This is a genomic window from Streptomonospora salina (assembly GCF_014204715.1).
In the GTDB taxonomy this organism is placed as follows: Bacteria; Actinomycetota; Actinomycetes; order Streptosporangiales; family Streptosporangiaceae; genus Streptomonospora; species Streptomonospora salina.
The window spans coordinates 98,521-120,364 of the sequence record NZ_JACHLY010000001.1 but is presented as its reverse complement, the minus strand read 5'-3'; the positions used below and the strand labels follow the sequence as shown (position 1 = coordinate 120,364).

Genomic DNA, 21,844 nt, shown 5'->3' with positions numbered 1-21,844 from the left:
TCTCAGGGGGAGCCGCGTCCGCGGCCCCGCTTGGCCGCACGCTCCCGCGTGGCGGTCGCGCGCCGCTCCTCCAGGGCGGTCGCCTGGGAGACGTAGCGTCCGACGAGGCCGGCGGCCACGGGGTTGTGGTCCTTGATGCGGATCAGCATGTGGGGGGCGATCCGCTCGTGCAGCCACAGGAACCCGATGGCGAAGCCCATGCTCAGCATCGCCTGGAAGGCCAGGAACGACAGCAGCGGCTCGCGCAGTACCTCGTCGCGGCCGAGCACGGCGGCGACCAGGTACTGGTCGGTCAGCCGGGCCAGGGGGAAGCCGGCCAGCCAGTAGAAGGCGACCGGGCCGAGCGCGCCGACCCCGAACGTGCCCAAGGCGAGCAGGATGCAGTAGCCCGCTCCCAACAGGGCCAGGGGCAGGCCCAGACCGGCGGCGATCGTCGCGATCTGCACGGCGGGCAGTCCGGCCATGGCCGCCACTCCGGCGGCGAAGACGCCGGCGACCAGCCCGACGCCCACCCCCGGAACGGACACCTCGGCGTACTGGAGCGCTGCGGGCATCGGCCCTGCTGCGGTGGTGCGGGTGCTCATCAGCTCACCACCACCCCGTAGGCGAACAGCGAGTAGAACAGCATGCCGAGGTAGAACACCGCGGCGAAGGCGATGATCAGGTTGGTGACGATGCCGGGCCGGATGGGTTTGGGCAGCATCAGGTTGTTGACCAGCAGCAGCGTCACGCAGTAGGCGCCCATGGCGAAGGTGGACAGGAACGCCAGCGTGTCCAGGATGCCCGCCGGGCCGTCGGCCGGCCCCCACAGCAGGACGCCGATGCCGAACAGGATGACGCCCCACAGGAAGAACGCGTACAGCTTGGACATGCTGAAACGTCGGGCGCCGGGGACGAAGAAGTAGGTCATGTCGGCCTGGCCGCGGGAGAAGGAGTCGAACAGGCCGAACGTGGCGTTGAGGCCGATCAGGGAGATGAACAGGAAGAAGACGGTGCCGAAGACGGGGCTTCCGGCGGCGGTGAAGGAGGCGGCCATCGCGTCCAGCGCGGCGTCGCGTTCGCCGTCGCGGATGACCGTCACGACCCCGGGGTCGAACCGTGCCGAGGCCTGGGCGAGCACGGTGAAGGAGACGGTCACCAGCATCGTGATGCCCCAGAAGAGCACGAACGCGTCGAAGGTGACCCACCGGCGCCAGCCCTTCCACTTGGCCATCTCCTCCGGCTCGGAGGTGTCGAACATGAAGCCGCGGGTGGGCATGGTCTCCTGCTCGCCCGCGTGGGCCAGGCCGCGGATGCGGGGAATGTGGGAGCCCATGCCGGCGCCCTTGTCGCGCAGGTGCAGGGTGTACCACATCTGCTGCATGCCCGACGGGCCGGCGAAGGCGATGGAGCCGACGATGACGGGGAACCACGCCGCGCTCAGCGCCTCGTCGGGCATGTAGCCGAAGGCGAACATGCCGGTGATGGTGCTGGAGAGGTCCGCCAGGTTGCCGACCAGGCCCGCCACCACCGACGTGCCCACGACCAGCAGGCCGATGCAGATGGAGAGGACGTTCTCCAGCAGGTTGTAGACGACCTTGGCCATCGTGAAGATGACGCCCACCAGCAGCATGCCGGTGACCGCAGTGGCCTGCCAGGGGATCCCGCTCACCCGTTCGAAGGCCGATGCGCCCGCTGACAGGTGGCCCGGCCATATGTAGACGAGCATCGCGGTGACGAAGAAGAACCACATCAGCGGTTTGAACACGCGCGCGGCACCGAAGAAGATGCTCTCGCCGGTGGCCATCGCATAGCGCGACATCTCTAGCATGACCACGGCCTGCAGGCTGACGCCGACGAGGAACAGCCACCGGATCTCGGGGCCGAACAGCAGGACCAGCCGCGGCCACATGTAGGACTCGCCCATTCCCACGCCCAGGGCGACGAGGAAGACCGTCGGCCCCAGCAGGTGGACGGAGGGCGGCGCGTCGGGCAGGGCGCGGATCGGCATCCGCTCCAGCCGCCCCGCTTTCCAATAGCGTTCTTCTCCGGGGGCCTCGGACGCGCCGGTGTCAGCGGCGCCGGTGCCGGAGGCGCCGGCTTCTGCCGGCGAGGGGCCTCGCTGTGCGGGCACCTGCGCATCGGGCGCATCGGTGCCGGGGGAGTCATCACGGCCCAGCGGCCGGTCGGAGTTGATGTCTGAGGAGTCCATGCGTGGAGCTCTCCCTCGCTGGATCGCGGATGCGGGCTGGTCTCGCCCCCTCATTCGCCCCCCTGCGCGCGCAACCTCCTTCTCGTGGCCGGCGGGATGGTCGCGGATCTGCGCCGACGCGGCTCTGGCGGAAGCCGCAGCGGCGGGGTACCCGGCGGCCGCTTCGTGGCGGCTCGGCGGCCACCGGGTGTGGCAGGTGCTACCCGACGATGATCACGGGTCAGAGTAGCCCGGCCGAGCGCGCCCAGCGATACTTGGCGCCGAGCACTTGGACCGGTTTCTCGGTGGTGTAGGGGTAGGCCACCACACCGTTCTGGAACAGGTGGGCGCTGGCGGCCTCGACCTCCGTGTCGCCCGACAGGGACGCCACGACCGGCTTGTCGATGCCGGCGGCGCGGGCTTGGCCGACCACGTCGGCCACCAGCTCGGCGAAGACCATCGGCGGGGTGACGATGGTGTGCCAGTAGCCCAGGATCAGCGCGTGCACCCGCGGGTCCTCCAAGCCCAGCCGGATGGTGTTCGCATACGTCGAGGGCGGCTCCCCGCCGGTGATGTCGACGGGGTTGCCCGCCGCCCCGAAAGGCGGGATGAAGGCGCGGAACGACGCGTCGAGGTCGGGCGGGATCTCCATCAGCGACAGGCCGTTGTCGACCACCGCGTCCGACAGCAGTACCCCCGACCCGCCGGCGCCGGTGATGATGACGGCGTTCTCCCCGGCGGGCGTGGGCAGCACCGGCAGCGCGCGCCCGTACTCCAGCAGCTCGTTGAGCCCGGGCGCCCGCACGACGCCGGCCTGGCGCAGGATGTCGTCGTAGACTTTGTCGTCGCCGGCCAGCGCGCCGGTGTGCGAGCCCGCGGCCCGCGCGCCCGCCGACGTGCGGCCGGCCTTGAGCACCACCACCGGCTTCCGGGGCACCACCTCGCGGGCGGCCTGCACGAAGGCGCGGCCGTCCTTGAGGTCCTCCAGGTGCATCGCGACGGCGTTGGTGTTGTCGTCCTGGCCGAAGAACGTCAGCAGGTCGTCCTCGTCGATGTCGGCTTTGTTGCCCACGCCCACGATCGCCGAGACGCCCGTGCTCGTGCTGCGGCTGTATCCGAGGATGGCCATGCCGATGCCGCCCGACTGGGAGGACAGCGCGGTGCCGCCGGCGACGTCGTAGGGGGTGCAGAAGGTCGCCGAGAGGTGCTCGGGGGTGTAGTAGTAGCCGTAGATGTTGGGTCCCAGCAGCCGCACGCCGTGGCGGCGCGCCACCTCCAGCACCTCGTCCTGCAGCTCGTGCTCGCCGGTCTCGGCGAAGCCCGACGGGATGAGGATCGCGCCGGCCACCCCCGTGCGCCCGGCCTCTTCCAGCGCGGCGGGCACGAGCTTGGCCGGGATCGTGAACACCGCGACGTCGATGCCCGCGGGCGCGTCGGCGACGGTGGCGTAGGAGGTGCGGCCGTAGACCTCGTCGGCCTTGGGATTGATCGGATAGACCTGCCCGGCGTATCCGCCGTCGACGATGTTGCGGATGACCGAGTTGCCGATCTTGCCCTGCTCGTTGGAGGCGCCGACGACCGCGATGGAGCGCGGCTTGAAGATGCGGTTCATCGAGGCGAGGATCTCCTCGGTGCTGAACTGCGCGGGCGGCTGGACCGGGTCGAAGTCGAGCACGAAGCGCAGGTCGGCGGCCACGCTGGCCGTGCCCGAGGCGAAGACCGGGTTGAGGTCGGCTTCGGAGATCTCGGGAAAGTCGGTGACCAGGTCCGACAGCCGGGTGATGACGTCGGCGAGGCGGTCGGTGTCGACCGCTTCGCCGCCGCGCACGCCGTCGAGCACCTCGGCGGCCTTGATGTCGCCGATCTGGGCGCGGGCGTCGGCGGCCGATACGGGGGCCAGGCGGAACGAGACGTCCTTGAGTACTTCGACCAGCACCCCGCCGAGGCCGAACACCGCGACCTTGCCGAAGGTGGGGTCGGTGGTGGCCCCGATGAGGACCTCGGTGCCCCCGCCCACCATCTGCTGCACCTGCACGCCCTCGATCGTCGCCCGGGGGTCGTAGGACCGTGCGTTGTCGACGATGCGCCGGTAGGCGGCCTCGACCTCCTCGGCCGAGGAGAGTCCCACCTCGACGCCGCCGGCGTCGGTCTTGTGCAGGATGTCGGGCGAGACGATCTTGGCGACCACGGGCAGGCCCAGTTCCACGGCCAGCGACACCGCCGCGTCGGCGCTGGTGGCCAGCGCCTCGCGGGGGACGGGGATGCCGTAGGCCTCGGCGAGCTCCTTGCCCTCGGGGGCGGTCAGCGCGCTGCGGCTCTCGGAGCGGGCCCGGTCGAGCACGGCGCGGACGGCTTCGCGATCGTAGCCGGATACCGTTGTCATCTTCTCAGATCACTCCGTTCGTCTTGAGGGCGTCGAGGTCCTCGGCGGTCAGCCCCAGCTCGTCGGTGTAGACCTGGGTGTTGTGCTCGCCGAGCAGGGGGGAGCGGCCGACGTCGGCGGGCGAGTCCGACATCCGGATGGGCAGGCCCACGGTCTTGTAGGCGCCGCGGCGGGGGTGGTCGACCGTGGCGACGATCCCGTTGGCGTTGAGCGTGGGGTCGTCGATGATCTCCCGGGTCGACAGGATCGGCCCGCAGGGGATGTCGTGCTCGTTGAGCGCGGCGAGCACCTCCCACTTGGGCAGCGACGACGACCACTCCTCGATGAGGCCGAAGCACGTGTCGAGCTTGTCCAGGCGCGCCTGCGGGGTGGACCACTCGGGGTCGGTGGCGAGCTCGGGCCGGCCGATGATGCGGGTGATGTGCTCCCAGCCGGTGGGCTGGATGATGACGTAGACGTAGTCGTTGGGCCCGCCGGGCGCGGTGCGCACCGCCCATCCGGGCTGCCCGCCGCCCGAGGCGTTGCCCGAGCGCGGGACTTCGTCGCCGAAGTCGGCGTTGGGGTACTCGTCGAGCGGGCCGTGCGTCAGGCGCTGCTGGTCGCGCAGCTTGACCCGGCACAGGTTGAGCACCGCGTCCTGCATGGCGACCTCGACCCGCTGCCCCGTGCCGGTGCTGGTGCGCTGGTACAGCGCGGCGAGGATACCGGCGACTGTATGCATTCCGGTGCCGGAGTCGCCGATCTGGGCGCCCGCCGCCGTGGGGGGACCGTCCTCGAAGCCCGTCGTGCTCATCGAGCCGCCCATGGCCTGGGCGATGACCTCGTAGGCTTTGAAGCCGGCGTAGGCGCCCGGGCCGAACCCCTTGATCGAGGCGTAGATCAGGCGCGGGTTGGCCCCGTGCAGCGTCTCCCAGGTGAAGCCCATCCGGTCCAGCGCGCCGGGTGCGAAGTTCTCCACCAGCACGTCGCTGCGCTTGACCAGGTCGAGGAAGATGCGCCGGCCCTCGTCGCTCTTGGTGTTGAGCGTGATGCTGCGCTTGTTGCCGTTGAGCATCGTGAAGTAGAGGCTGTCGGCGTCGGGCAGGTCGCGCAGCTGGCGCCGCGTGACGTCGCCCGAAGGCGCTTCCAGCTTGACCACGTCGGCGCCGAGCCAGCCCAGGATCTGGGTGGCCGAGGGCCCCGACTGCACGTGGGTCATGTCCAGGACGCGGACCCCGTCCAGTGCCTTGCTCATGTGGATCCTCACCGCCTACTTGTACATGGTCTGGTTCATCGTCCCCGGCGCGTAGACCTCCGGGTCGATCCAGACGTTGATCAGCGAGGGCGTGCCGGATTCGCGGGCGCGCCGCAGCGCCGGCCCGATCTGGTCGGGTGTGTGGACCTCCTCGCCGTAGCCGCCGAGCATCGCGGCGAACTCCGAGTAGCGCACGTCGCCCAGCGTGTTGCCGATCTCGCCGCGGTCGGCGCCGTACTTGGCGGCCTGGCCGTAGCGGATCTGGTTCATCGAGGAGTTGTTGCCGATGATCCCGATGAAGGGCATGTCGAAGCGCACCAGCGTCTCGAAGTCCCACCCGGTGAGGCTGAAGGCGCCGTCGCCGAACAGCGCGACGACCTCCTTGTCCGGGCGGGCGTACTTGGTGGCCATCACGAAGGGCACGCCCACGCCCAGCGTGCCCAGCGGGCCCGGGTCCAGCCAGTGCCCCGGGGCCTTGGGCTGGACCACCTGGCCGGAGAAGGTGACGACGTCGCCGCCGTCGCCGATGTAGATGGAGTCCTCGGTCAGGAACTCGTTGATCTCACTGACCAGGCGGTAGGGGTGGATGGGCGTGGCCTCGGAGCCCAGCAGCGGCGCCCGCTTGTCCAGCGCCGTGTTCTCGACCTGGCGCAGCTCCTCCAGCCAGGTCTTGCGTCCCTGCGCCCCGTTGTCGCCGTAGGCGGAGGTCGCCTCCAGCACCGAGGACAGGACGACGTCGGCGTCGCCGACGATGCCCAGGTCGATGTCGCGGTTCTTGCCGACCGTGGCGTAGGAGAGGTCGATCTGCACGACCGTGGCGTCGGCCGACAGCCGTTTGCCGTAGCCCATCCGGAAGTCGAAGGGGGTGCCGACGATGACGATCAGGTCGGAGCTGGAGAAGGCGTGGCGCCGCGAGAGCTGGAAGTGGTGCGGGTCGCCCGGCGGCAGGGTGCCGCGGCCGCCGCCGTTCATGTAGGCGGCGACGTTGAGGGTGCGCACCAGGTCGACGGCCGACTCGGTGGCGTGGGTGGTCTGGACCTGGTTGCCCAGCAGGATGCTGGGGCGTTCGGAGCGCACCAGCAGCTCGGCCAGGCGCTCGATCGCGTCGGGGTCGCCGGCTTGGCGGGTGGAGGCGCGGTAGCGGCCGGCCTCGGGCACTCGGGCCGATTCCGCGGGTACGGAGGCGTCGAGGACGTCGCGCGGGATCTCCAGGAAAGAGGGGCCGGGGGCGCCGTTCATCGACTCCCGGAACGCCATCGAGACCAGGTCGGCCACCCGCTCGGTGTGCGGGACGGTCGCGGCGAACTTGGAGACGGGCCCGATCATGTCGACGTGCGGAAGGTCCTGCAGCGAACCCATCTTGTGCTGGCTGAGGGCGCCCTGCCCGCCGATGACCAGCACGGGGCTCTCGGCGCGGTAGGCGTTGGCGATGCCGGTGACGGAGTCGGTCGTGCCGGGGCCGGCGGTGACGACCGCGCATCCGGGCTTTCCGGTCACCCGCGCGTAGCCGTCGGCCGCGTGGGCCGCCACCTGCTCGTGGCGGACGTCGATGACGTCGATGCCCTCGTCGGCGCAACCGTCGTAGATGTCGATGATGTGGCCGCCGCAGAGCGTGAAGATCACATCGACCCCCTCGGCCTTGAGGGCCTTGGCGACCAGGTGGCCGCCGGAGATCGTGGTGTCTGCACCCGTGTCGTCAGTCATCTGATCAACGCCTCCTTAGCTTGGATACTGAATACAGTATGACGTTCATGGATACCTGGCTACCCGTCTTCCGCGGAAGTGTTCTAGCTTTCGGATTCGTGCGAATCGGGCTCCCGATTCGTAGTAGCGTCATCACTGCCCGTGAAAACCAAGCGGGCGTTGCAGTGGCTCGCCGCCGGACGGGCGGAGAGGGTAAACGCCTGATGGAGGCCGGATAAGACCCGCATCCGTGCCGGCGCAGGTCGTTGAAGCGGGAACTCGCCAGAAGCCGTGCGAGCGGCAGGCTGGAATCTTGGCCTTCAACGGTCGAGAAGACGTCAAACGAGCCCCCGTCCGGTGTCTAGAGCGGAAGGGTGCGAATGGGCACCGGGCGCCGCAGTCGGGCCGCGACCGCGGCCGCGCCCGCACCGGCCGCACCCGCACCGGCCAGGCACAACGCGGGCCCGGCGTGCGGCGCCAGGGCGATCAGGGCCGCCGCGCCGCCCACACCCGCGATCCCGCCCACCGCCTTGGCGCTGTAGACGAGTCCGGGGATGTCGGCGTCGGCGCGGTGGCCGAAGAAGTCCTGGGCCAGAGTCCGCGTCAGCGGATAGCAGCAGCCCCCGCCGACGCCCGCGGGCACGGCCATCAGCACCAGGGCGCCGCCCGATCCCGTCAGTGCGGCGCAGACCAGGCCGAACCGCGCGGCCGCGCCGGCGGCCAGCGCGGCGACGAGGAAGCGCCGCCGGCCCACGCGCTCGCCCCAGCGCCCGGCGGCGGCGCGGCCCAGGCCGCTGGAGGCCACCAGCACCGCCAGTGCCGCGGCGGTGGAGCCGGGAGGGATCCCGTGCTGGGCCAGTAGGACCGGTAGTACCGCCAGGTCCACCAGGGCGGCGGCGCCGGCCAGCGCCACCACCGCGTGCAGTCCGGGCAGGGCGCCGCTGCGCCAGGCCTGGGAGGCCGAGTGGTCGTAGCAGGCCACGGGCTCGCGCCGGCGCAGTGCCCAGTCGCGCGGATCGGTCTCGGGCGGCCACCAGCCCGGCGGCGGCGTGCGGATCCCCGCCCCGGCGGCACCCACCGCGCACGCCAGCACGGCGCCCAGCCACGGCGCGGCGGCGAGGTGGGCGGTCTGGGCCAGGGCCAGGCCGGCGACCAGGGGGGCCGCGCCCAGCGCGAAACCGGCCCCCGCCCACACCGCGGGGGCGGTCGGGCGCTCGGGGTACCAGGCGGCGACCACGTGCACGCCGGAGTGGTAGACGAGTCCGGCGCCCAGCCCGCCGACCAGGCCGTAGGCGAGGAGCATCCCGACGAGTCCGCTGCCGAGGCCGACGGCCGCGAGCGCGGCGGCGCACAGCGGGGCGCCGACCGTGATCGCCCGCGCCGGGGACAGCAGGCCGCGTTCCCGCAGCCGCGCGATCGGTCGGGCGCTGCCGCCCTGGATCAGCGTCCACAGCGCGAAGGGCAGCAGTGCGGCCGCCGGGCTCCAACCGTGGGCGGCCGTCAGCAGCGGAACGGTGGCGCCGTAGCCGAACTGCAGGACGCCGATCGCCGACACCGCGGCGACCGCCCGGGCCGCCGGGACGGCGCGGGCGGATCCGGCCAGCTCGCGGGCCGGGCGCCCGACCGCATAGCGGCGCCCGCTCCAGTCGTGCAGTTCGCCGGTGCGCCGCTGGGGCGCGTAGGGCGAGGCCAGGTGGTCGGCCGGTGCGGTGGCGGCGGGCGGGTGGTTCATATGGCGCACCTCACAGTGTCAGTGGACCGTATACAGTATGCGTCGATGAACCGAAGTTGAGAAGAGGCCGGGGAATCTCTTTCGTGGATTCACGCCGGCCGGCGGTGCGCGATCGGTCTTCCGCGGCAGAGACTCGCGCATCGTGGTATTGCATACTGCATACGATCTCGCGTATCACGGTAGAGGGAGGGTCCCGGAACACACAGCGATGCCGAGGAGGCTCGGTGGACCTCTACGAGTACGAAGCCAAGCAACTGTTCGGAGACCGCGGGGTCCCGCTGGCCGAGCGCCAGCTGGCCGCCTCGCCCGAGCAGGCCGAGCTCAGTGCGGCCCGCCTGGGCGGCAAAGTCGTCGTCAAGGCGCAGGTGAAGGCCGGCGGTCGCGGCAAGGCCGGCGGCGTGCAGGTCGCCGACGACGCCGCCGACGCCCGCGCCAAGGCCGAGCGGATCCTCGGGATGGACATCAAGGGGCACACCGTGCACCGCGTCCTGATCGAGGAAGCGAGCGACATCGCGGAGGAGTACTACGCCTCCTTCCTGCTGGACCGCGCCAACCGGAGCTTCCTGTCGATCTGCTCCGCCGAAGGCGGCGTCGAGATCGAGGAGGTCGCCGAGAGGCGTCCCGAGGCCGTGGTACGCACCCCCGTCGACGCGCAGAGCGGACTGGACCGCGACACGGCCCTGGCGATCTGCGCCGAGGCGGGCCTGCCCCCGCAAGTCCACCCGCCCGCCGCGGCCGTGCTGCAGCGGCTGTGGGAGGTGGCCCGGGAGGAGGACGCCACTCTGGTCGAAGTCAACCCCCTGGTCCGCACCGCCGACGGCCGCGTCCTCGCCCTCGACGGCAAGGTCACGCTCGACGACAACGCCCTGGATCGCCACCCCGAGCGCGTCGCATTCCACGACGACGGCGCATCCGGATCGCTGGAGGCCCGTGCCGAACAGAAGGGGTTGAATTACGTCAAGCTGGACGGTCGGGTCGGCATCATCGGCAACGGTGCCGGGCTGGTCATGTCCACGCTGGACGTCGTGTCCTATGCCGGGGAGGCCCACGGCGGGGTGCAGCCGGCGAATTTCCTGGACATCGGCGGCGGCGCGTCGGCCGAGGTGATGGCCGACGGGCTGGAGATCATCCTGGGCGATGCGGACGTGCGGAGCGTGTTCGTCAACGTCTTCGGCGGGATCACGGCCTGTGACGCGGTGGCCAACGGCATCGTGCAGGCGCTGGAGATGCTGGCGGCGCGCGGCGACGACGTGTCCAAGCCGCTGGTGGTGCGCCTGGACGGCAACAACGCCGAGCTGGGCCGCGAGATCCTGACCCGGGCCGGGCACCCCGCGGTGGTGCAGGCCCCGACCATGGACGGCGCTGCGGCCCAGGCCGCGGAGCTGGCCGCGAAGTAGAGGCGGGGAAGAAGGACGATGGCTGTTTTCCTGACCAAGGACAGCAAGGTGCTGGTCCAGGGCATGACGGGCTCGGAGGGCACCAAGCACACGCGGCGGATGCTGGCGTCGGGTACGCGTGTCGTGGGCGGGGTGAATCCGCGCAAGGCCGGTTCGGCGGTGGATATCGACGGCAGTGCGGTGCCGGTGTTCGCGTCGGTGGCCGAGGGGATGGCGGCGACCGGGGCGGATGTGACGGTGGTGTTCGTGCCGCCGAAGTTCGCTCGGGCGGCGGTGGTCGAGGCGGTCGATGCGGGGATCGGTCTGGCGGTGGTGATCACCGAGGGGATTCCGGTGCACGATACGGCGGCGTTCTGGTCGCATGCGCGGTCGGCGGGGAACCGGACGCGGATCGTGGGGCCGAACTGCCCGGGGTTGATTTCGCCGGGGGCGTCCAATGCGGGGATCATTCCGGCCGATATCACGCGGCCGGGGCGGATCGGTCTGGTGTCGAAGTCGGGCACGCTGACGTATCAGATGATGTATGAGCTGCGGGATATCGGGTTCTCCACGGCGGTGGGGATCGGTGGGGATCCGGTGATCGGGACGACGCATATCGATGCGCTGGCGGCGTTCGAGGCGGATCCGGAGACCGATGCGATCGTGATGATCGGTGAGATCGGCGGGGATGCCGAGGAGCGGGCGGCGGAGTATGTGCGTGAGCACGTGTCCACGCCCGTGGTGGGGTATGTGGCCGGGTTCACCGCGCCCGAGGGTAAGACGATGGGTCATGCGGGGGCGATCGTGTCGGGGTCGGCGGGTACGGCTCAGGCGAAGAAGGAGGCGTTGGAGGCGTCGGGCGTCAAGGTCGGCACGACCCCGACCGAGGCGGCCGGGATCGCCCGGGCGCTGTGGTGATTATCGCCGCTCGCGACAGACCGTGAAGAGTCGCCGAAGTACACCCGCCGCGGCCGTAGCCGCGGACCCGGAACCGGGGCAGGCTCGCACGAGCCGGCGGATGCGGTCCGCCGGCGGTCCGCATCCGCCCAGCACCGCAACCACCAGGGGAATCCCATGACGCTCATGCTCAAGCCCGGAACCGAATGGACCGCCCTCTACCGGCGCTGCCGCGAGATCGCCCCCGAGGCCTTCGCCGCCGACCGGGTGCACAACCACTGGGGCGGGCGCTGGCGCGCCGACGGCGAACCGCGCCTGGCCGTCTCGCCCGTCGACGGCACCGAGATCGCCGGCCCGCCCATGGTCGACCCCGACACCGCCGAGGCGGCGGTGCGCGCGGCGGCCGACCGGCACCGCGCTTGGCGGGTCGTCCCGCTTCAGGAGCGCCGCGCGCGGGTGCGCGCCGCCGTCGACGCCTGGAGCGAGCACCGCGACACGCTCGCGCTCGCCCTGGTCTGGGAGATCGGCAAGTCCTGGAAGCTGGCCCGCCAGGACGTCGACCGCGCGATCTCGGGCTCCGAGTGGTACCTGGAGCAGATCGAGGAGATGATGCAGGGCCGCGCTCCGCTGGAGGGGCCGGTCAGCAACATCGCCAGCTGGAACTACCCGATGAGCGTGCTGGCCCACGCCATGTGCGTGCAGGCCCTGGCCGGCAACGCCGCCGTCGCCAAGACCCCCACCGACGGCGGCCTGGTGTGCTTGACCCTGGCCGTGGCCCTGGCCGCGCGCGAAGGCCTGCCCTTCACGCTGGTCAGCGGCGGCGGACGGAACCTGTCGCCGGTGCTGGTGCGCTCGCCCGAGATCGGCTGCGTGTCCTTCGTCGGCGGCCGCGACACCGGCGGCCGGGTCGCCGCCGACCTCGCCGACCTCGGCAAGCCCCACATCCTGGAGCAGGAAGGGCTCAACTGCTGGGGCGTGTGGGAATACAGCGACTGGGAGACCTTCGCCGGACAGGTCCGCACGACCTTCGACTACGCGAAACAGCGCTGCACCGCCTATCCTCGCTTCGTCGTGCAGCGCTCCCTGTTCGACCGGTTCCTCGGCGCCTACCTGCCGGCGGTGGACTCGGTGCGCTTCGGCCACCCGCTGGCCGTCTCCGCGCCCGGGGACGACCTGCCCGAGCTCGACTTCGGCCCGCTCATCAACGCCGCCAAAGCCAAGGACCTCACCGCCCAGGTGGGCGACGCCGTCGCCGGCGGAGCGGTGCCGCTGTACCGCGGGTCGGTCGACGACGCCCACCTGCTGCCCGGCCAGAACACCGACGCCTACGTCGCTCCGGTGTCCCTGCTGGAGCCGCCGCGCTCCTCCCCGCTGTTCCACGCCGAGCCCTTCGGCCCGGCCGACTCCATCGTGCTCGTCGACACCGAAGCCGAGCTGCTGGCGGCCATGAACGCCAGCAACGGAGCCCTGGTGTCGAACATCTCCACCGACGACCCCGACCTGGGAGCGCGGCTGGCCGACGAGGTCCGCGCCTTCAAGGTCGGCATCAACCGGCCGCGCTCGCGCGGCGACCGCGACGAGATGTTCGGCGGCTGGGGCGCGTCCTGGCGCGGCGCCTTCGTGGGTGGCAAGCTCCTGGTCCACGCCGTCACCCGCGGCCCGGTCGGCGAGCGCCTGCCCGGCAACTTCCCCGACTACACCTACGTCCCCGCGGACCGCGGCTGAGGTGATCCGCCCCGCCGGCTCGCTCAGTGCGGGCCGGCGGGGACATCGGGGCCGTCGGCCGGGCCGGTTCCGCGCAGCGCGGCCACCGCCGCGACCCGCGGGCGCAGCCGACAGCGACCGGGCTCCGCCGGCCTGATCGCGCCGCGGCGCGCCGCCGGATCCGCTCCCAGCGCTCGGACCTCCGCCGCTTTTCCCCACCGCACTGGCGCGGAGCGTGCCGTCAGGGCTCTCGGCTGGGACCATGGGGCTATGACGTCGTTGCACCTCGTCCAAGAACCCGAAGCCGACGCACTGCTGGCGTCGGATCCGCTGGCGCTGCTGATCGGGATGCTGCTGGACCAGCAGGTGGCGATGGAGGTGGCCTTCGCCGGTCCGAAGAAGATCGCCGACCGGGTGGGCGGCCTGGACGCCGGGACCATCGCCGCCACCGCCCCGGAAGAGTTCGCCGAGGTCTGCTCCCGGCAGCCCGCCGTCCACCGCTTCCCCGGCTCGATGGCGGGCCGCATCCAGACGCTGTGCGGCTACCTCGTCGAGCACTACGGCGGCGACGCCGCCGCGCTGTGGACCTCGGGCGAACCCGAGGGCCGCGAGGTGCTCAAGCGGCTCAAGGCGCTGCCGGGCTACGGGGACCAGAAGGCGCGGATCTTCCTGGCGCTGCTGGGCAAGCAGTTCGGGCTGCAGGCGCCGGGCTGGCGCGAGGCGGCCGGCGCCTACGGCGAACAGGGCGCGCGCCGCTCCATCGCCGACGTGGTCGACGAGCAGACCCTCGCCGAGGTCCGCGCTTTCAAAAAGAGCGAGAAGGCGGCGAAGAAGGCGGCGAAACCGCAATAGCGGTGCGCCGGACGCACGTGGAACCGGCACGTCCAGCGCGCGGCTTTTGCCGGCGCAGTGCTTGGACACCGGTGAAACCCCGGGCTCGTTGTTCGCCGGCCCCGACTCGGCGGTCGTCTCCCGGACCGGGGCCGCCGTGTCCGGCGCGGGGAATGTCGGGACCGGCCGGCGCAGGGGGCTGGTGCACGCCGGCCGGTCTCGCGCCTACCGGCCCGGTCGGCGGGTCACCCCGGGGCCGCCATCGGCGTCGCGGACGCCGTCTCCAGGGTGACCCGTTGCCGGCCGGCGTAGACGTTCATGGAGGCGCCGCGCAGGAATCCGACCAGGCTCAGCCCCGAGTCGGCGGCCAGCTCCACGGCCAGCGACGAGGGCGCGGAGACCGCGGCCAGCATCGGGATTCCCGCCATCAGCGCCTTCTGCGCGAGTTCGAACGAAGCCCGCCCCGAGACCATCAGCGCGCTGCCGCGCAGCGGCAGCCGGTGCTCGCGCAGGGCCCAGCCCACGAGCTTGTCGACGGCGTTGTGCCGGCCGACGTCCTCGCGCACGGCGAGCAGTTCCCCCTCGGGCGTGAACAGCCCGGCGGCGTGCAGTCCACCGGTGCGGTCGAAGACCCGCTGGGCCTCGCGCAGCCGGTCGGGCAGCTGCGACAGGACCGGCACCGCGAAGTTCGCCTCGTCGCCGGCGACCGACCAGTGGGCCACGGTGGAGACCGCCTCCAGGCTGGCCTTGCCGCACACGCCGCAGGAGGAGGTGGTGTAGAAGTTGCGTTCCAGCGACGCCTCGGGCACCGCGACCCCGGGAGCCAGTGCGACGTCGAGGACGTTGTAGGTGTTGGAGCCGTCGTCGGTGGCGCCGGCGCAGTAGCGGATGGTCGAGATCTGGTCGGCGCCGGTGATGACGCCCTCGCTGACCAGGAACCCCGCCGCCAGGTCGAAATCGTGTCCGGGCGTGCGCATCGTGACGGTCAGCGCCCGGCCGTTCATCCGGATCTCCAGCGGCTCCTCGGCCACCAGGGTGTCGGCGCGCTCCTGCGCCGCGCCGTCGCGGATGCGCAGGATCCGCTCGCGGACCGTGACCCGTCCCATGGACCCGCCCCTTTCCGGAAGCGCCCGGGCTTCCCGCGCCCGGCGTGCTGTCGGTGCGGCCGGACGCGGGGGGTGTTCCCGCTCCGGCCGGGTTTCAGTCGTGCCGCCGCACCGCGGTCCGATCGCACCCGCCCCGGCTGCGGCGGCCCCGCATGGGCCGCCGCGGTGTCAGTCGCGGCGTCGCTGCTGTACGTGCTGGTAGCCGAACCGGCCCTTGATGCACAGGTTCCCGTGCGTGACGGGGTTGTCGTGCGGCGAGGTGACCTTGACGATCTCGTTCTCCTGCACGTGGAGGGTGACGTTGCACCCGACTCCGCAGTAGGTGCACACGGTGGTGGTCTGGGACTGCTTCTCCTCGTCCCAGGTACCCTCCTGGCGCATCTCGTACTCCGAGCGGAACATCAGCGCCCCGGTGGGGCAGACTTCGATGCAGTTGCCGCAGTAGACGCAGGCGGAGTCGGGCAGCGCCAGGTCGTGCTCGGTGGAGACCCCGGCGTCGAACCCGCGGCCGGCGATGCCGATGGCGAAGGTGTTCTGCCACTGCTCGCCGCAGGCGTCGACGCACTTGTAGCACATGATGCATTTGCCGTAGTCGCGCACGTAGAGATCGTTGTCGTCCTTGACGGGCTGCTCGACGGTCTCGGCGGTCGTGCCGTCGCCGACCGTGTGCTCCCCGGCGCGGCGGGCGTCGCGCTCGCCCATGGTGGCGGGTTCGGCTCGCGGGCCGAAGCGCTCGGGCCGGGCGTCGTAGCGCTCGTTCCATTCGGCGATGCCGGGTGTGGTGGACAGGTCCACGGAGGAGCCCAGCAGCTCCAGCACCATCTTGCGGCTGTGGCGGACCCGCTCGGAGTCGGTGGCCACCGACATCGAGTCTTCGATTCTGCGCGAGCAGGCGGGAACGAGCGTGCGCGCCCCCTCGACCTCCACCACGCACACCCGGCAGGCGTTGCGCGGCGTGAGGGTGTCGCCGTAGCACAGGGTCGGTACGTCGGTGCCGACGGATTCGCAGGCGTCCAGGATGGTCGACCCCTCGGGCACGCGCACCTGCCGCCCGTCGACGGTGGCCTCGACCAGGCGGCGAGGCGTCCCAATAGCAACCGGTGTGCTCACCGGACCTCCTTAACGGGTTGATTCCTCCTGCGGGCCGAACGCGCCCAGCCGGTCGATCGCCGACTCGACCGCGTTCCAGGCGGTCTGGCCCAGCCCGCAGATCGAGGCGTCGCGCATCGCGTCGCCGACCTCGCGCAGCAGCGCCAGGTCGGTGTCGCGTGCCCCCGTTTCCCGGGAGAGCCGCACCAGCGCCTCCTCCTGCCGGACGGTGCCCACCCGGCAGGGCACGCACTGGCCGCAGGACTCGTCGCGGAAGAACGCCGCGATGCGCACGAGGATCGCGGTGAGGTCGACGTCGTCGTCGAGTACGAGGATGACGCCCGAGCCCAGGGTGGCCCCGGCGTCGCGTGCGCCTTCCAGAGTCAGGGGGATGTCGAGCTCGTCGCCGCGGACGAACCCGCCGGCGGCCCCGCCGAGCAGCACCGCCCGCGGTAGGCGCTGCGCTCCGTCGGGGCCGGTGCCCGCGCCGCCGCACATCTCCATGAGCGCGCGCAGGTCGGCGCCGAAGGGCACCTCGTAGACGCCGGGGCGCTCGACGGCGCCGGAGACGCAGAAGAGCTTGGGGCCCGTGGATCGGCCGGTGCCGACGGAGGCGTAGGCGGGGCCGCCGTGCAGCACGATCGGCAGTACGTTGACCAGGGTTTCGACGTTGTTGATGGCCGTCGGTTTGCCGAAGACGCCGCGCTCGACGGGGAAGGGCGGTTTGCTGCGGGGCTCGCCGCGCAGCCCTTCGATCGAGTTGAAGATCGCGGTCTCCTCACCGCAGATGTAGGCGCCGGCGCCGCGGCGGATCTCGATGTCGAAGTCGAACCCGGACCCGAGGATGTCGGTACCCAGCAGGTTGCGCTCCCGGGCCAGCTCGACGGCGTTCTCCAGCAGCCACAGCGCCCGCGGGTACTCGCCGCGGATGTAGATGTAGCCGACGGCGGCGTTGTTGGCGTAGCCGGCGATGGTCAGCGCCTCGACGACCGCGAACGGGTCGCCCTCCATGAGGACCCGGTCCTTGAAGGTTCCCGGCTCGCTTTCGTCGGCGTTGCAGATGACGTAGCGCGGGGTTTCGGGTCGTTTGGCGGTTGCGTCCCATTTGCGGCCGGTCGGGAAGGCGGCGCCGCCGCGCCCGACCAGCCCCGAGTCGGCGACCTCCCGGATGACGCCGCTGGGCCCCAGGCGCATCGCTTCGCGGAGCGCCGCGTAGCCGCCGTTGGCGCGGTAGTCGTCCAGGCTGGTGGGGTCGACCACGCCGATGCGGCGCAGCAGGACGAGGTCGGGGTCGCCGGCTTGGGGGACCGCGGCGTGGGGCGGCGGTTCGGGCGCGGGACCGGGAAGCGTGTCGGGGGAGAACGTGGTGCGGCGCTGCGGGCGGCCCCCGCCGAGCGGGGGCCCGTGGCTGTCGCCCGGTGCGCCGTGTCCGTCGGCCGCGGGGGCCGCGGGCGTGTCGCCGGCGGGTACCTCGCCCGGCTCGGGGATGATCTCGCCGGCGCGTGCCGGGGCGGCGACGCTGTAGCGGGGCGGGTCGCCGGCCTGCAGTGACACCGCGGCGGGCGCGCGTTCGCACAGGCCCAGGCACGGGCTCTCGTGCCAGGTGAACTCCCCGTCGTCGCCGCCCGGCCCCCCGGCGCGCTCGCGCATCTGCGCGCACAGGCTCGCGGAGTCCTTTGCCGCGCAGGCGATGTCGGTGCATACGTGCACCACCCGGCGGGGGCGCCGTTCGAGTGCGAACATGGCGTAGAAGGTCGCCACGCCGTAGGCCTCGGCCGGCGGGATCGTCAGTCGGCGGCAGATGTAGTCGAGCGCGGCCCGGCTGATCCAGCCCACGCGGTCGTTGACGGCGTGCAGGGCCGGAAGCAGCAGGTCGCGCCTGCCGCGGGCGACGTGGCCGCCCTCGGCGAAGCGCAGATCGGACGCGTGGCGGGTGCCGCCGTCCCATCCCGAATCCGGCGGACCCAGGACGGCGTCCACGGCCTCGCGTTCGGCGTCCTCGGGCACTGCGTCCAGGAAGTGCAGGTCCACGTCCCCGGTCACCTCGAATCATGTAAGCCAGGTCACAGACTTTGTATACGGGCTACAGTATGCTTCATTCCTCCCGTGGGCAACCCCCTGTCCGCGTCCGTGTCGGCGTGCTGTGCTGCAGGTGGCAGCGCCTGCGCCGCGCGGGGCAGGCACCCGGGAGGCGCATCCGCAGACGCCGCGTCCGTACCGCACTTCGGGGCCGCACCGGATCCGCTCGGCCGGTGCGGCCCCCGACGCGTAGCCGCGGCCCGCGCCCCGGGTGCGTGGTGGCGAACAGCGCACCCGGGGCCGCGGCCCGGACCCCGCGGTCCGGGCCGGCGGGCCGCGGCGGTCGCCGCCGCTAGGGCGATGCCGGAACCGGCGCATGGCCGGCCGCCCCTGCGGGTGCGGTGTCCTCGGCGGTCTTCTCGATGCGCACGGCCGCCGCCTTGTACTCGGCGGTGCCGGCGTCGGGGTCGGTGGCGTCGATGGTCAGCAGCTGGGTGTCGACCTGATCGGGGAAGTGGAAGGTCATGAAGACCAGCCCCGCGCGCATCTGCGCGGAGACCGCGGCGGGAACCAGCACCGATCCGCGGCGCGAGGCGACCCGTACGGTCTCGCCGTCGGCGATGTCCAGCCGCCGGGCGTCCTCGGGCGAGAGGTCCAGCGCCTCCCCGCGCCGCATGGGCGAGGAGAAGCCGCTGGTCTGCACGCCGGTGTTGTAGTCGTCCAGCCGGCGGCCCGTGGTCAGGCGGAAGGGATAGTCCTCGTCGAGCAGGTCGACCGGCGGGGAGTGGCCCACGATGCCGAAGGGCGCGGGCGCGCCGCGCTGCCGGGGATCGGTCGACCACAGCCGGTGGTGCAGGTAGCCGGGTTCCAGACTGTCCTCGGAGAAGCAGGGCCACTGGATGCCCTGCAACTCTTCCAGCCGCCGGTAGCTCATGCCGCGGTGGATCGGGGAGAGGCTGCGCAGCTCGTCCCAGATCTCCTCGGCTTCAGGGCGCTGCCAGGCGTGGCCCAGGCGCTGGGCCAGGTCGCACATGATCTCGATGTCGTCGCGCGCCCCCGGCGGCGGGTCCAGCGCCTTGCGCACCAGCTGCACGCGGCGCTCGCTGTTGGTGAAGGTGCCGTCGGATTCGCACCAGGAGGCGCTGGCCGGCAGCACCACGTCGGCCAGTTCGGCGGTTCTGGTCAGGAAGATGTCCTGCACCACCAGGTGGTCCAGCCGCTGCAGCCGGCGGGTGGTGGTGAAGGTCTCGGGCTCAGACTGCACCGGGTTCTCGCCGATGACGTAGAGCGTCTTGAGCTCGTCCTCGTCCATCGCCTCGAACATCTGGGTCAGCGTCTTGCCCTTGTGCGGCTGGATGGTGGTGTTCCAGACCGACTCGAAGCGCGAGCGGACCTCGGGATCGAGGATGTCCTGGAAGCCGGCCAGCCGGTCGGGGATGGCGCCCATGTCGCCGCCGCCCTGCACGTTGTTCTGCCCGCGCAGCGGCTGCAGACCGGATCCGTGGCGGCCCACGTGCCCGGTCAGCAAGGCGAGGTTGATCAGCGCCTTGACGTTGTCGGTGGCGTTGTGGTGCTCGGTGATGCCCAGCGTCCACGACAGCTGCGCCCGCTCGGCGGTGGCGTAGGCGTGGGCCAGTTCGCGCACGGCCTCGGCCGGCACGCCCGTCTCGGCCTCGGCCGCAGCCGGGGTCCAGGGCTCGACCAGCTCGCGGTACTCCTCGAAGCCGGTGGTGGCGCGCTGGATGAAGGCGTCGTTGGTCAGCCCGGCGTGGATGATCTCGCGTCCGATCGCGTGGGCCAGCGGGATGTCGGTGCCGACGTTGAGGCCCAGCCAGCGGTCGGCCCACTGGGCCGAGGAGGTCCGGCGGGGGTCGACCACGACCAGTCGGGCGCCCTTGTGCACGCCCTTGAGGACGTGCTGGAAGAAGATCGGGTGCGCGAAGCGCGGATTGCCGCCCCACACGATGATCAGGTCGGTGTCCTCGACGTCGGCGTAGGAGGAGGTGCCCCCTCCGGAACCGAAGGCTGCGGCCAGTCCGGCCACGCTCGGTGCGTGGCACGTGCGGTTGCAGGAGTCGACGTTGTTGGTGCCCATGACGACGCGGCTGAACTTCTGGGCCACGAAGTTCATCTCGTTGGTGGCGCGTGCGCAGGAGAGCATGCCGAACGTGTCGGGGCCGTGGCGCTGGACGCCGGCGCGGAAGCCCTCGGCCGCGCGGTCCAGCGCCTCGTCCCACGAGGCGGGACGCAGCCGGCCGTCCTCACGGACGAGCGGGCGGGTGAGGCGTTCGTAGCTGCTGGGCTGGTGGTCGTCCGATCGCATCTTCAAGGCCTCGCTTGGATCTCGTCGCCGCTGCGGTGTGTCAATTACATCACAGCAATATTGTCTACAGTATGCGGCACTCCGAGGGCGGGCAAGGGATCGCAGGCGAGGGGGCGGCGGCAGGGGGCGTCCCCTCGCCGGACACGGGGCAGGGCAGGGCCTCAGGCGGCGGCCATGCGGTCGGCCACGCTTCCGTCGACCAGCCGGTCGTTGAGCAGTCGGGACACCGCGTCGACGGTGCGCAGGGCGGGAACCTCGGCGCCGACCAGGTCGGCGAGTTCGACGACGGCGGTGAGGATGACGTCGAGTTCCATGGGCCGGCCGCGCTCGACGTCGTGCAGGGTGGAGGTGCGGTGGTCGCCGGCGCGCTCGGCGCCGGCCAGGCGGCGCTCGACGGAGATCGCGGGATCGATGCCCAGGCGCGAGGCCACCCCGAGCGTCTCGTTCATCATCGCCCGCGCCAGCTCGCGGGTGGAGCGCCCGCCGCAGATCTGGGCCATGGTGGAGCGGGTCAGCGCACTGAGGGGGTTGAAGGTGATGTTGCCCATCAGCTTGACCCAGATGTCCTCGCGCAGTTCCGGTTCGACCGGGCACTTCAGGCCCCCGGCCTTCATCGCCTCGCTGAAGCCGGTGCAGCGCCGGGAGGCGCTGCCGTCGGGCTCGCCGATGGAGAAGCGGGTGCCCTCCAGGTGGCGCACCACGCCGGGCGCCTCGATCTCGGTCGCGGCGTAGACGACGCAGCCGACGGCGCGCTCGACGGGGATCGCCCGGCTCACCGAGCCGCCCGGGTCGACGGTGTGCACCCGGTGCTCGGCCAGGGGCCCCGAGGTGCCGTGGAAATACCACCAGGGGATGCCGTTCTGCGCGGCGACCACGGCGGTGCCCGGGCCCATGAGCGGGCGCAGCATCGGCCCGCAGGCCGCGTAGTGCTGGGCTTTGAGCCCGAGGAAGACGACGTCGACCGGCCCGATCTCGCGGGGGTCGTCGGTGGCGTCGGGCCGGGCGGTGAAGTCGCCCCGGTCGCTGAGGACGCGGACGCCCTCGGCCCGCAGCGCCTCAAGGTGGGGCCCCCGGGCGATCAGGTGGACGTCGGCACCGCCGCGGTGCAGGGCGGCGCCCGCGTAGGCGCCGATCGCGCCGGCGCCGAGGATGGCGATTCTCATACTGTGCTCCGTTCTCTCGCCCGAACGATTCTGTATACAGTATGCTGACGATGGTGCACGGGCGAGGGGTCGGCAGCGGAAAAGGAACGGGTGAATGCAGGCGAGAAGTAACTTCATCGGTTCTTCTCCGTCGC

At 71.8% G+C, this 21,844-nt stretch carries 15 protein-coding genes; 4 read left to right on the top strand and 11 right to left on the bottom strand.

Going from position 1 to position 21,844, the window contains the following annotated elements:
- Positions 1–2: 2 nt before the first annotated feature.
- The 6 genes from HNR25_RS00545 to HNR25_RS00520 all read right to left on the bottom strand — a co-directional run bounded on the left by HNR25_RS00545 (position 3) and on the right by HNR25_RS00520 (position 9,202).
- Positions 3–584 (bottom strand): hypothetical protein, encoded by a 582-nt coding sequence (locus HNR25_RS00545; RefSeq protein ID WP_246463491.1) that lies wholly within the window; start codon positions 582–584, stop codon positions 3–5.
- A complete protein-coding gene (locus HNR25_RS00540) occupies positions 584–2,191 on the bottom strand; it encodes an Nramp family divalent metal transporter (protein ID WP_184632442.1) in 1,608 nt (535 codons plus the stop codon). Before HNR25_RS00540 ends, HNR25_RS00545 begins: the two co-directional genes overlap by 1 nt.
- Before the next feature lie 220 nt (positions 2,192–2,411).
- On the bottom strand, positions 2,412–4,553 hold the full coding sequence (locus tag HNR25_RS00535; protein WP_184632440.1) for an acetate--CoA ligase family protein: 2,142 nt from the start codon (positions 4,551–4,553) through the stop codon (positions 2,412–2,414).
- 4 nt (positions 4,554–4,557) lie between these two features.
- Entirely contained in the window at positions 4,558–5,787 is a 1,230-nt protein-coding gene (gene frc, locus HNR25_RS00530) for a formyl-CoA transferase (protein ID WP_184632437.1), read from the bottom strand.
- Positions 5,788–5,802: 15 nt separating this feature from the next.
- Positions 5,803–7,491 carry a thiamine pyrophosphate-binding protein gene (locus HNR25_RS00525; RefSeq protein WP_184632435.1) on the bottom strand — a complete coding sequence of 563 codons (1,689 nt, stop codon included), beginning with the start codon at positions 7,489–7,491 and terminating at the stop codon, positions 5,803–5,805.
- A 340-nt stretch (positions 7,492–7,831) separates the two neighbouring features.
- Positions 7,832–9,202 (bottom strand): MFS transporter, encoded by a 1,371-nt coding sequence (locus HNR25_RS00520; RefSeq protein ID WP_184632433.1) that lies wholly within the window; start codon positions 9,200–9,202, stop codon positions 7,832–7,834.
- A 224-nt stretch (positions 9,203–9,426) separates the two neighbouring features.
- Here HNR25_RS00520 and sucC point away from each other — a divergent pair, with 224 nt between their 5' ends.
- The 4 genes from sucC to HNR25_RS00500 all read left to right on the top strand — a co-directional run bounded on the left by sucC (position 9,427) and on the right by HNR25_RS00500 (position 14,031).
- Positions 9,427–10,599, top strand: coding sequence for an ADP-forming succinate--CoA ligase subunit beta (gene sucC / locus HNR25_RS00515; RefSeq protein WP_184632431.1), 1,173 nt, complete (start codon positions 9,427–9,429; stop codon positions 10,597–10,599).
- An 18-nt stretch (positions 10,600–10,617) separates the two neighbouring features.
- Entirely contained in the window at positions 10,618–11,496 is an 879-nt protein-coding gene (gene sucD, locus HNR25_RS00510) for a succinate--CoA ligase subunit alpha (protein WP_184632429.1), read from the top strand.
- A gap of 156 nt (positions 11,497–11,652) precedes the next feature.
- Complete coding sequence (locus HNR25_RS00505; protein WP_184632427.1) at positions 11,653–13,200, top strand: aldehyde dehydrogenase family protein; 1,548 nt, start codon at positions 11,653–11,655, stop codon at positions 13,198–13,200.
- Between the two features lie 249 nt (positions 13,201–13,449).
- Positions 13,450–14,031, top strand: coding sequence for an HhH-GPD-type base excision DNA repair protein (locus HNR25_RS00500; RefSeq protein WP_184632425.1), 582 nt, complete (start codon positions 13,450–13,452; stop codon positions 14,029–14,031).
- A gap of 224 nt (positions 14,032–14,255) precedes the next feature.
- Here the strand turns inward: HNR25_RS00500 and fdhD are convergent, their stop codons facing one another.
- The 5 genes from fdhD to HNR25_RS00475 all read right to left on the bottom strand — a co-directional run bounded on the left by fdhD (position 14,256) and on the right by HNR25_RS00475 (position 21,710).
- On the bottom strand, positions 14,256–15,116 hold the full coding sequence (fdhD, locus tag HNR25_RS00495) for a formate dehydrogenase accessory sulfurtransferase FdhD (protein ID WP_184632423.1): 861 nt from the start codon (positions 15,114–15,116) through the stop codon (positions 14,256–14,258).
- A gap of 168 nt (positions 15,117–15,284) precedes the next feature.
- A complete protein-coding gene (locus tag HNR25_RS00490; RefSeq protein WP_184632421.1) occupies positions 15,285–16,226 on the bottom strand; it encodes a 2Fe-2S iron-sulfur cluster-binding protein in 942 nt (313 codons plus the stop codon).
- Positions 16,227–16,235: 9 nt separating this feature from the next.
- Entirely contained in the window at positions 16,236–18,236 is a 2,001-nt protein-coding gene (locus HNR25_RS00485; protein WP_184638628.1) for an NAD(P)H-dependent oxidoreductase subunit E, read from the bottom strand.
- 340 nt (positions 18,237–18,576) lie between these two features.
- Positions 18,577–20,547 carry a molybdopterin oxidoreductase family protein gene (locus HNR25_RS00480; RefSeq protein WP_184632419.1) on the bottom strand — a complete coding sequence of 657 codons (1,971 nt, stop codon included), beginning with the start codon at positions 20,545–20,547 and terminating at the stop codon, positions 18,577–18,579.
- Between the two features lie 161 nt (positions 20,548–20,708).
- Entirely contained in the window at positions 20,709–21,710 is a 1,002-nt protein-coding gene (locus tag HNR25_RS00475; protein WP_184632417.1) for a 2-dehydropantoate 2-reductase, read from the bottom strand.
- Positions 21,711–21,844 lie beyond the last annotated feature (134 nt).

Bases quoted from the DNA above. Each gene is read 5' to 3' on its own strand.
- HNR25_RS00545 (WP_246463491.1), bottom strand. From the start codon at position 584: ATGAGCACCCGCACCACCGCAGCAGGGCCGATGCCCGCAGCGCTCCAG.
- HNR25_RS00540 (WP_184632442.1), bottom strand. From the start codon at position 2,191: ATGGACTCCTCAGACATCAACTCCGACCGGCCGCTGGGCCGTGATGAC.
- HNR25_RS00535 (WP_184632440.1), bottom strand. From the start codon at position 4,553: ATGACAACGGTATCCGGCTACGATCGCGAAGCCGTCCGCGCCGTGCTC.
- frc (WP_184632437.1), bottom strand. From the start codon at position 5,787: ATGAGCAAGGCACTGGACGGGGTCCGCGTCCTGGACATGACCCACGTG.
- HNR25_RS00525 (WP_184632435.1), bottom strand. From the start codon at position 7,491: ATGACTGACGACACGGGTGCAGACACCACGATCTCCGGCGGCCACCTG.
- HNR25_RS00520 (WP_184632433.1), bottom strand. From the start codon at position 9,202: ATGAACCACCCGCCCGCCGCCACCGCACCGGCCGACCACCTGGCCTCG.
- sucD (WP_184632429.1), top strand. From the start codon at position 10,618: ATGGCTGTTTTCCTGACCAAGGACAGCAAGGTGCTGGTCCAGGGCATG.
- HNR25_RS00505 (WP_184632427.1), top strand. From the start codon at position 11,653: ATGACGCTCATGCTCAAGCCCGGAACCGAATGGACCGCCCTCTACCGG.
- HNR25_RS00500 (WP_184632425.1), top strand. From the start codon at position 13,450: ATGACGTCGTTGCACCTCGTCCAAGAACCCGAAGCCGACGCACTGCTG.
- fdhD (WP_184632423.1), bottom strand. From the start codon at position 15,116: ATGGGACGGGTCACGGTCCGCGAGCGGATCCTGCGCATCCGCGACGGC.
- HNR25_RS00480 (WP_184632419.1), bottom strand. From the start codon at position 20,547: ATGCGATCGGACGACCACCAGCCCAGCAGCTACGAACGCCTCACCCGC.
- HNR25_RS00475 (WP_184632417.1), bottom strand. From the start codon at position 21,710: ATGAGAATCGCCATCCTCGGCGCCGGCGCGATCGGCGCCTACGCGGGC.